General features: G+C 64.2%; 9 protein-coding genes. All 9 read left to right on the forward strand.

The window, feature by feature from the left end; all coding sequences use genetic code 11:
* Positions 1-43 precede the first annotated feature (43 nt).
* Positions 44-1,258, forward strand: coding sequence for a glycosyltransferase family 61 protein (locus B0919_RS23630; protein WP_078014780.1), 1,215 nt, complete (start codon positions 44-46; stop codon positions 1,256-1,258).
* Positions 1,255-2,544, forward strand: coding sequence for an O-antigen ligase family protein (locus B0919_RS23635; RefSeq protein ID WP_078014790.1), 1,290 nt, complete (start codon positions 1,255-1,257; stop codon positions 2,542-2,544). The genes B0919_RS23630 and B0919_RS23635 overlap by 4 nt, the downstream gene beginning before the upstream one ends.
* Positions 2,545-2,586: 42 nt before the next feature.
* Positions 2,587-3,741, forward strand: a complete 1,155-nt coding sequence (locus B0919_RS23640; RefSeq protein ID WP_078014781.1) for a glycosyltransferase family 4 protein — start codon at positions 2,587-2,589, stop codon at positions 3,739-3,741.
* 7 nt (positions 3,742-3,748) lie between these two features.
* On the forward strand, positions 3,749-4,381 hold the full coding sequence (locus B0919_RS23645) for an acyltransferase (RefSeq protein WP_078014782.1): 633 nt from the start codon (positions 3,749-3,751) through the stop codon (positions 4,379-4,381).
* A 29-nt stretch (positions 4,382-4,410) separates the two neighbouring features.
* A complete protein-coding gene (locus tag B0919_RS23650; RefSeq protein ID WP_176133199.1) occupies positions 4,411-5,424 on the forward strand; it encodes a nucleotide-diphospho-sugar transferase in 1,014 nt (337 codons plus the stop codon).
* A gap of 32 nt (positions 5,425-5,456) precedes the next feature.
* The gene (locus B0919_RS23655) at positions 5,457-6,296 is read left to right on the forward strand and encodes a glycosyltransferase family 2 protein (protein ID WP_078014783.1); all 840 of its coding nucleotides are present in this window, start codon (positions 5,457-5,459) and stop codon (positions 6,294-6,296) included.
* 4 nt (positions 6,297-6,300) lie between these two features.
* The gene (locus tag B0919_RS23660) at positions 6,301-7,524 is read left to right on the forward strand and encodes a hypothetical protein (RefSeq protein ID WP_078014784.1); all 1,224 of its coding nucleotides are present in this window, start codon (positions 6,301-6,303) and stop codon (positions 7,522-7,524) included.
* A 685-nt stretch (positions 7,525-8,209) separates the two neighbouring features.
* Positions 8,210-10,462 carry a hypothetical protein gene (locus B0919_RS23665; RefSeq protein ID WP_078014785.1) on the forward strand — a complete coding sequence of 751 codons (2,253 nt, stop codon included), beginning with the start codon at positions 8,210-8,212 and terminating at the stop codon, positions 10,460-10,462.
* 259 nt (positions 10,463-10,721) lie between these two features.
* A partial coding sequence (locus B0919_RS23670; RefSeq protein ID WP_139362356.1) for a GDP-mannose 4,6-dehydratase occupies positions 10,722-10,873 on the forward strand: 152 nt, incomplete at its 3' end.

Below are 10,873 nucleotides of genomic sequence, written 5' to 3' on the forward strand. Positions count from 1 at the left end.
GCCCCAGGGCGCTGGCTGTCCTCTCCTCCTTATTCCTCCGGCCATGCCTACGCTTTCTTCCTTGTTGCGCGGTCGTTGGGCCCTGCTGAGTCGGCTGTGGGCCCGCTTGCGGGTGCGAGCGACGCGCGCCGGCAGCCGCTGGCTGCTGGGTGCCCGCGCCGGCGACCTGGCGTACTCCGGCCTTCGGTCCATCGAAGAGGTATCGGGGCGCGAGTTCATGGTGCCACACCTGATCCGCATCGACACCCTGCACCCGCCGCGCACCGTGCGCTACGCCTTCGACGCCCCCGCGCTGCCGCGCTATTTCCGTCAGCACAAGGCCTTCGCTGCCGAGCTGGGCTACGAGCTGCAGGATGTGTGCGTGGCGCCGGCCAGCGGCCTTGCCTGGCTGCCCGAGGCTCCGTACGTGCTGCTGGAAAGCATCGGCTGCCTCCAGCGCCTCGCCGGCTGGGCCGATCTGGTACCCGAGCTGCTCCAACGCCCCACTTCCCTGCCCGAACCGGGCCCGGTTATCGTGTGCCCGGTGGGGCCCTTTTACCACTGGCTGTTCGAGATGCTGCCTGCCGTGCTGCTGGCCCGCCAATGGCACCCCGAAGCCCGGCTGCTGCTCCCGGCCACCACGCCCGCTTACGTGGAGCAAGCCCTGCGCCGGGCGCTGCCGGCCGAGGACTGGGACCGGCTGGTCCTTCGCGCCGCCGGGGCCGTACGGGTGCCGCACCTGCTGCTCATCGCCCGCGACGACATGTCGGGCTTCGTGCGGCCCGAGGCGCTGCGCCTGCTGCGCCGCACCTTCGTGCCCGACCCGGCGCCGGCCTACCGGCACGTGTACATTTCGCGCCGCCACACCGCCAACCGCGCCGCGGCGCGCGAGGAAGCCCTGGAGGCCGGCCTGCGCGAGCGGGGCTTCGAGGTGGTGTACGCCGAGCGGCTTTCCTTCGAGGAGCAGATTGCGCTGCTGCGCGAGGCCCGCACCCTGGTGGGCCTGCACGGGGCCGGCCTCAGCCACCTGGTGTGGGCCACGGGCCCGCTCACCGTGGCCGAAATCTTCCCCGACGGCGTTTTCAACGACTGCTACGCCCGCCTGACCGTTTCGCTGGGCTTCGATTACCAGCCTTACTTCTGCGGCACAGCCCAGCAACACGACCAGCCTGGCCCGCTGCCCGTGGCCGACATCCTCGGGTGGCTGGATGGCTGGTGGCGCCCCGCTACCCCAGTCAAGGCCGGCATTTCCACGCCCTTATCCATTGCTACCCCATGAAAATCCGGCTGCAATTCCTCTACCTCGTAGCTATTCTGGCCGTGCTGATGACCGACCAGGTGTTCTGGGAGTACTTCGTGAAGACGCCCGACGACCCGCTGCTGCGCTACTACAACTTTGGTATCAGCGGCCTGAGCTTCGGCGTAGCCCTGCTCTACTACCGCTACATGGAGCGGCACGTGCGCTGGTGGTTCTGGCTGGTCAACGTGGCGCTGGCCCTGCTGGCCCTGGAGTCCTACAGTGGCTGGGGTAGCTGGATGGTGTACCCGCACGTGTTCGAGAAGCTGCTGGTACTCTGGCTGATTTTTGGGGTCTACGCGTTTCACCAACGCTTCGGCCCGCCGCCCATGCGCCTGCTGGTGTACGTGATACTGGCGGCGCTGCTCGGCAACCTGATTTTCTACCACCCCAACGCGCTGAGCATGTCGGCATTTCTGGAGCACGACCGGGGCGTCACGGCTCCCTCGGCCCTGCTGCTGGTGCCCGTGGTCCTGCTGACGCTGGGCTGGTACCTGGAGCGCGGCTCGCCGCTGAATATGTTCCTATTCTACCTGAGCATGGCGCTGGTGGTGTTTCTGCAGCACCGCTCGGTGTGGGTGACCACGGCCGTGTGCGTGCCGGTGCTGTTGCTGCTGCTGGCGCGGCTGGTTCCGCAGGTGTCCGTGTCCTTGCACAAGCTGGCCCTGCTAGCCGTCATTCCACTGGTGCTGAGCACCGTAGGCGGCGTGGCGGCGGTGGTAAACGACCCCAGCGTGATGCGCAAGCTGGAAAGCAACATCGAGGACATCACCAACGCCGACAAGCAGGGCACCGGCAGCTGGCGCGTGCGCCAGACGCAGGCCTACGTGCCGCTGGTGCAGCAGCGTCCCGTGGCAGGCTGGCGCCTGGAAGGCTTCGATCTGCCCATGCAGTTCTACGACCCGGCCAGCGACATGCCCATGTGGGCCGACCACACCGGGCACCACTTCCACAGCTTTTACATGGACCGGCTCTTCTACTTCGGGGTGCTGGGCGTGCTGCTCGTGCTGGTGTTTCCCATCATTCAGCTGGTACGCTACCTGCGCTACCCCGGCGGGGCCACCGTCGAGTCGTCGGCGCTGCTGGCTTTCTTCTGCGGGCTGCTGGTGTACAGCATCTCCTACGATTGGAGCCCCTACCAGTTTGGGTTGCTCGGCCTGATGATGGCGGCGGCGGAAGCCCAGCTGCGCCCCGTCCCGGCCAAACGGCCCCTCCCACTGCCAGTCGAATCGGATGAGCCCCTGATGGGGCCACCCGCGCTGGCCTAAGCTGCTGCGTGCCTCCTGTACTTACGCTTAGCCTCCTCCACCATGAACGTTTTGTGGCTTGCGCCATTTCCGCATATCCGATTTCCCGGCACCCACGCCGCACCGTGGCTGGCCGCGCTGGCCGCGCCCCTGAGCCGGTTGCCCGGAGTTCAGCTCAGCGTGCTGAACTGGGATTGGGGCATCGAGGAAGATGTCGACGAATACGACCACGAAGGGGTGCACTTCATTTTTCTGCGCGCCCCGCGCACCACCACCGACCTGCTCACCTGCTACCAGAAGCGCATTGCCATGATGGCCAGCTACCTGCGCCAGCACCACCACCGCTACGACGTGATTCACGTGCACGGCTCGGAGCTGCAGTACCAGGTGGCCGCCCTGCAGCTCCAGCGCCCCATTCTGTTGTCGGTGCAGGGGCTGGTGTCGGAGTGCCTGAAGGTGCTGCCCGAGTGGTTTTCGCTGCAGCGCGTGCTCTGGACGCTGTCCAGCTACTACGAGTCCAGGACCCTGCCCAGCATCCGGCACTTTTCCTGCCGCACCCATTGGGACAAGGCCCACGTGGCCCGGCTGAGCCCGCAGGCCACCATTCACCACAACTGGGAAATGCTGCGGCCCGAGTTTTTCACGGAGCCCCCGGCAGCCCCGGTTACCGCCGAGCGGCCCCAGGTCGTGTTCATGGGCGGCATCCAGGTTCTCAAAGGGTTCCGGGAAGCGCTGCAAACCTTCGACCAGGTGCGGGCCCGCATACCGGCCAAGCTGACGGTGGTGGGCGCCGCTACCCGCGAACAGGTGCTGGAGCAGGTGCAGCGCGTGGGCCTGCGCCACGTGGAGGCCGCCGATGTGGAATGCCCCGGCCTGCTGACGGCGGCCCAGCTCGTGGACGTGTTCCGGAATTCGCTGTGCCTGCTGCACCCCTCCTACATCGATAACAGCCCCAACAGCGTGTGCGAGGCCCAGCTGGCCGGGCTTCCGGTGGTGGCCACGCAGGTAGGCGGCGTCAGTTCGCTCATCAGCCACGGCACCACGGGCCTGCTCTCCGAGCTGAGCCCGCAGCAGCTGAGCGAGCAGGTGCTCAGCCTGCATGCCGACCCGGCTCTGAGTCAGCGCCTGGCCCGCAACGCGCGCGCCGTGGCCCTGGAGCGGCACAACCCGGATACCATCCTGCAGCGCACCCTGTCCATCTACGAATCCCTCGCCTGATACCGCCATGAACCCTCTGTTTCGCGTGTGGGGCCTGCGCCGCGGGCTGCTGGAACTCCAGAACCTGTGGTGCCGGGTGCGCTACGGCCGCCGGCTGGGGCCGCAGGTGCAGCTCTTCGGCCTGCCGCTGCTGCAAGTCCCCAACTGGGCCAACGTGCGCTTCGGCCGCCGCCTGTGCCTGATTTCCGACGCCTATTTCAGCGAGCCGGGCATCAGCCACCCGGTCATCATTCGCCTGCTCAACCCCGAGGCCAAGCTCACCATCGGCGACGACGTGGGCATCAGCGGCGGCGGCATCTGCGTGCAGACGGAGGTGCGCATCGGCAACGGCGTGATGCTCGGGGCAAATGCCTTCATCACCGACACGGACTTTCACCCGCTGCTGAGCGAAAACCGCCGCTACAGCTACGACCACGTGGGCACCCGCCCGGTGGTGATTGAGGACAACGTCTTCATCGGCATGAACAGCATCATTCTCAAGGGCGTGCGCATCGGCCGCAACGCCGTCATTGGGGCCGGCAGCGTAGTATCGCGCGACGTGCCCGCCAACGAAATCTGGGCCGGCAACCCCGCCCGCTTCGTCAAGGCCCTGCCGATGGGCCAAGCTGCCCCCCGCCCGGCCCCCGTGGCCGCGGCCTGATTCTGCGCTTCTCCTTATTCCCCGCTTTTATGTCAGCCACTTCTCCCCTGACGACGCCCGTCTTGCTGCTGGTGTTCAACCGCGTGGACACCACGGCCCGCGTGCTGGCGGCCCTGCGCCGGGTGTGTCCCCTGCGCCTGTACGTGGCCGCCGACGGCCCCCGCACCTCGCACCCCGACGACCAGCGCCGTTGCGCCGCCGTGCGGGCCCTCATCACGCAAGGCATCGACTGGCCCTGCGAGCTGCACACCCAGTTTCGCGACCATAACCTGAACTGCGGCCTGGGCCCGGCCACGGCCATCAACTGGTTTTTCGAGCACGAGCCGGAAGGCATCATTCTGGAAGACGACTGCGTGCCCTCCGACTCGTTTTTCCGCTTCTGCGCCGAAATGCTGGCCCGCTACCGCCACGATGAACGCGTGATGCACGTGGGCGGCAACAACTTCCTGCGCTCGGCCCGCGGCCCACAGCCCCCCGGCGGCGACTCGTACTATTTCTCCTCGCAGGTGAACAGCTGGGGCTGGGCTACCTGGCGCCGGGCCTGGCAGCTCTACGATTTTCACCTCGCGGCCTATCCGCGCCTGAAAGCGGCCGGCGCCCTGCAGAACCTGTACGCCGACGCCTGGGAAACGCGCTACCGCCTCAGCAAAATCGAGAGCGTGCTGCGCATGCCCCAGCCCGCACACGTGTGGGACTACCAGTGGCACTTCGCCGTGGCGGCCCACTCGGCCCTGTGCGTCGTGCCGGCCGTGAACCTGGTGAGCAACATCGGCTTCGGGGCCGGCGCCACCCACACCCACGACGGGGCCGACGCCCTAGCCGCCGTGCCCGCTGCCGAGCTGACCTTTCCGCTGCGCCACCCCACGCACGTGCTGCGCGACCACCGCCGCGACCGGCAGTACTTCCGCGAGTTTTTCGCCGACCGCGTGCGCACCAAGCTTCGCGGCGCGTGGCAGCGCTTCACGCAGGCCCCAGCCGCCCCGCCCGCACCCGAAATCCGCCCGTCCTCGCCCGTTTCCGCCTCCATCCCGCACACGGCTTAAGGCATTCTCCCCGGCGACTCTCCTTGCTGCTTATGCTCTACATCGTCATCCCCGTTTTCAACCGCTGGGCCTTTACCCGTGACTGTCTGCTGGCCCTGCGCGGCCAAACCACGCAGGCCTTCCGCACCATTGTGGTGGACGACGGCTCCACCGACGGCACCAGCACGCACCTCGCCGCCGAGTTTCCGGAGGTGGAGGTGGTGCAGGGCACCGGCAGCCTGTTTTGGACCGCCGGCGTGAACCTGGGCATCCGCCGGGCCCTGGCCCACGGCGCCACCCACGTGATGACCATGAACAACGACGTGGTGGCCGCCCCCGACTTTGTGGCCCAGATGCTGCGCTGCGCCGCCGACAACCCGCGGGCGGTGCTGGGGGCACTGGAGCTGGACATTGCCACCGGCGAGCCGGTGTACGGCGGCGAAACCTTCAGCTGGCTCACGCACCGGCGCCGCGACCTGCTGCAGGTGCTGCCGCCGCCGAAACGCCAGGGGCTGCACCCCGTCACGTACCTGCCGGGGCGTGGCCTGTGCATCCCGGCGGAGGTACTGCGCACCGTGGGCCTGTTCGACGAGCGCCGCCTGCCCCACTACCTCGCCGACTTCGACTATACCAGCACCGCCCGCCGCCACGGCTTTCCGGTGCTGCTGAACTACGACGCGCGCCTAAGCACCTACCCCGACGAGAGCGGGCAGGAGCAAACCCGCAAGCAGCGCAGCCTGCGCGGGTATTACCAGCACCTCTTTGGCATCCGCGGGGGCGGCAACCTGCGCAACTTCACGCATTTCGCCCTCAAGAACTGTCCTCCACCTTACCTCCCGCTGTTCCTGCTCAATGGCTACACCCGCCGCTTAGTCGGCTATTTCCTGCATTGACCGCGTGTTTGCATCCCTGCTTTCGGCCCTCCAACTGCAGCCGCTGGCGTGGCTACTGAGTGCCCCGGCCCGGCGCGGCCTGGTGCTCGGCTCCTGCCTGTTGCCGGCCACGTCTCCCCTGGCCCGTACCACGCCGTTTCTCATCACCCACGGCGGCACCTACACCGGCACGTTTCGCAGTACGTCTTCGGATGTGCCCTGCGTGCGTATTCTCACCACCGAGCCGGTGGTGCTGGAGCAATGCGTGCTTTATGGCCCGGGCAACCTCATTGAGGCCGAGCAGGGGCGCGCCCGCCTGACCATCACGCACTGCCAGGCTTTTGGCCTGCTGCCTACTGAGGACGGCCGCCCGCCGGGGCGCTTTCTGAGCGCCAACCAGCCCACGGCCCTGCGCGTGGAGCACAATTACCTGGAGCAGACGGCCGGCATGTACATCTACCAGTGGAGCGGCAGCGGCGCGGCGGATCAGACGCTGACGGTGCGCTACAACGAGGCCCGGAACATCGACGGGCGCAAGCGCGGCGGCGGTGAAATCCTCGTGCAGTTTCTGCAGCTGAATACAGTAATCGGCCTGCCCAACGTGGAAATTGCCTGGAACCAGGTGGTCAACGAGCCCAACCGCAGCCGCGTCGAGGACAACATTAGCCTGTTCAACTCCTCCGGCACGCCCACCAGCCCCATTCGCGTGCACGACAACTACGTGCAGGGCGCTTATCCATTTCCGGCCTTGGCCAAGGGCTTTTCGGGCACGGGCATGACCACCGACGGCGACGGCAGCACGCCCACCACCACCACGGCTTACGTGGAAGCCTATGACAATCAATTTGTTAGCACCTGCAACGCGGCCATGAACATTGCCGCCGGCCACCACATTCGCTACCACCACAACCGCCTCGTCACCAGTGGGCAGTTGCCCAACGGCACCCAGCTGAACGCCACCTACGCGGCCGCGTCCATCTTCAACTCCTACAAAAAGCCTGATTCCGTGTTCTTTGCCCATCGCATCGAGGCCAACGTCATTGGCTACGCCAAGACCGGCTACCGCGTGCCGCTGGCCGACCGCCACGACCTGAGCACCGGGGCTTGCGCCGCCTGCCCTGGCAACGTGAGCTTGCCCAATCCCATCACCCTAGCGACGGAACAAGGCGAATGGGCTTACTGGCAACGCAAGCTGCAGCAAAAAAAAATCAGCCTGGCCACCACGCCGCTGGCCGCACAGGCACCGTAACAGGCTGAAAACCCAGCTCATCCGTTCCTGGCTCACTTATCAGGCCTTACCCGAGCGCCGCATACCGCTACTGAGGAGCGGTATGCGGCGCTCGGGTATTTACATGGTATCAGATCTACTTAGAATAATTCAATACACAAATCATCTACTTGATTTTGTGTGTTGTGAATTATTTATACATTTGCTCTGAACAACGGGTACTGGTTTAGGATTTTTCTAATCTACCAACCAGTTTGACTTTCACAAAAAGTTGCTTTTTGTATCCGAATGGCGCGATACAAGTTGCACTGAAAATGGGAAGTCATAAGCAGGCCTACTACCAGCTTGCTTGTGCAGATGGAAAATGTGCGGATGGTAACAAGCTTAAAGTGTGCTTAAAAGCTTTTTTCTTTGCTAAATCGGGCCCGAGCAAGAAAAATAGCCCAGCCACTTTATCCAGGCTCCGAAACACGCCCGGCTGGTACTCTTCCAGTTGCGGCTAGCTTCTCACCGAGTCGTTTGCCAGTTTTTGCGAATTGCAAAAAAATGATTCCGGCACTGTAAACGAATTGTCAAAAGCGAAGGTTTACCGGAAACCCCTGCGAAGGGACTCTTCTCTTAAAGTTCAAAAATGCAAAAGCACCTCAGAAACGCGTCCGTCGCAACTCAACACTCCTCGTTGAAGGAAAAACGCTCAGCCCTTCTGGTGATTCTTGCTCTATTACTGAGTTGGACTCCGCGCTTCGGCTTCGGCCAGGCACCAAGCCTCAACTATTCGGGTCCGCTGGTCATCACCAGCGGCGGCACGTACTCCGGTAACTTCCGCAGCACCGATTCGAATACGCCGGTTATCAGAATCTCGACGACCCAGCCGGTCATCATCGAGAATGCCACCCTTGTGGGTCCCGGCACCATCATCGACGCCTACAACGTGCGCGCCAACCTTATTGTGCGCGGCACTAAAGGCTACGGCACCACGCCCACGGTCAACGGCCGTGCTCCGGGCCGCTTCATCGAAGCGAGCAACCCGATTCAGCTGAAGGTAGAAAACAACTACCTGGAGCAAACCGCTGGCATGTACATCTACCAGTGGGGCGGCAGCGGCGCGGCGGATCAGACGCTGACCGTGCGCTACAACCAAGCCAAGAACATCGACGGGCGCAAGCGCGGTGGCGGCGACAACCTCGTGCAGTTTCTGCAGCTGAACCAGGTGCGCAACCTGGCCAACGTGGAAATTGCCTGGAACCAGGTGATCAACGAGCCGAACAACAGCCGCGTCGAGGACAACATCAACTTCTCGAACTCGGGGGGCACAGCGCAGAGCCCCAACCGCGTGCACGACAACTACGTGCAGGGTGCCTACCCCTACCCGGCCAATGCCCCCGGCTACTCCGGCACGGGCATGACCACCGACGGCGACGGCAGCACGCCCGCCACCACGGCCGCTTTCATCAATGCTTACAACAACCAGTTTGTGAGCACCTGCAACGCGGCCATGAACATTGCCTCGGGCCACGACATCCGCTACTACAACAACCGCATGGTGACCAGCAGCTACCTGCCCGACGGCACCAAGCTGAATGCCACTTACGCCGCCACCTCGATCTTCAACGCCTATCAGGTGCCGAGCTCGGTGATGTACAACAACTCGGTGGATAACAACGTCATCGGCTTTGCTAAGGACGGCTTCAGCATGCCCTTCCCTGGTCGCCACGACCTGAGCTCGGGTGCCTGCAGCCCCTGCACCAACACCACCCACCTGCCTAACCCCATCACGGTGGCTACGGAGCAGAACGAATTCAGCCTGTGGCAGCAGAAGCTGCGCCAGAACGGCATCTCGGTGGGCCCCGCTGGCATGAGCAGCAACCCGACTACTCCGACCTCGCCGACCCCGGCTCCTGCTCCGACTCCGTCACCTGCCCCCGCGCCGGCTCCGGCCCCCGCTCCTACGGCCCCCAGCACCGGCAGCACGCCGATGAGCGGCCCGGCTAACGCCACCTTCTTCCGCGGCATCAACGTGAACGGCGGCGCCGTGACGCTGGATGGCAACAACTGGGTAGCCGCCTCGGGCAACCTGCAGGTAAGCGGCGCGTCGCCCTTCACGGCCAGCGTAGGCCTGAACCCGGCCACCGATGCTTCACGCACTGGCATGATCCGCTCGGCGGTGTGGGGTACGTCCGTCAACGCGACCGTGCCGAACGTGGCCAACGGCTCGTACAGCGTGTACCTGTACTTCTTCGAAGATAACTCGGTCGAAACCTTCAACATCGGCGTCGAGGGGCAGACGGTTCGCTCGGGCTACAACTCCGGCGCGGCCGGCCACTGGGACCGTCTGGGCCCGTTCACGGCCAACGTCGCCGATGGCAACCTGAGCATCACCACCTCGGGCGGCGCGGCCAACCTGTCGGGCATCGAAATCTGGAAGAACAACACCACGACCCCGACGCCTGCTCCGGCCCCGGCTCCGACACCTACTCCTACCCCCACGCCGACGAACCCGAGCACGAGCCGCACCTTGTTCCGCGCCGTGAACATCAACGGCTCGGCCCAGACCATCGACGGCATCACCTACGAGGACGGTACCACGTTCCGTAACATCAGCACCAACGGCGGCAAATTTGCCAACCAGAACGTGGCGCTGACGCCGGCCACCGACGCCGCTCGTGCGCAGATGATTCGCTCCTCGGTATGGGGCTCCAACCTGAACGTGACCGTGTCGAGCGTACCGAGCGGCACCTACGAAGTGGCGTACTACATCTGGGAGGACAACAGCCCCGAAACGTACAGCGCCACCGTCAACGGCCAGACGCTGCTGACGAGCTACAACAGCGGCGCCGCCGGCACTTGGCGCAAAACGGCCCCGGTACGCGTAACGGTGACCAACGGCCAGATTACGCTGCAGAGCTCCGGCAACGGCCACATGAACGTGTCGGGCCTCGAAATCTTCCGCGTTCAGTAAGCTTCTTACGGCTTCCGCTCCTTCTGACAACGCCTGGCCTTAACTGGTCGGGCGTTGTTCGTTGGTAGCATTCTGCCCGGCCCGTCTCTTCCTAAGGCGGGCCTTTTTGTGCTTCACGCAGATATATATAATTTTTCTTGGTTATTAATTAATTATATTTATTGAAATAGTTGCTTTTACCAAAACAAACACAATTATTTGTTTACAAAGTTATAATAAGCCAAAACTTTGTATCTCCACCGGCTTACCAAGCAGTTATATGAAACGCGCTTTAATCACTGGCGTCACCGGTCAAGATGGTGCCTATCTTGCCGAACTTCTGTTGCAAAAAGGGTACGAGGTGCACGGCATCAAGCGCCGTTCGTCCCTGTTCAACACGGACCGCATCGACCACCTGTACCAGGACCCGCA

The sequence above is a fragment of the Hymenobacter sp. CRA2 genome, from assembly GCF_002007105.1.
GTDB lineage: Bacteria > Bacteroidota > Bacteroidia > Cytophagales > Hymenobacteraceae > Solirubrum.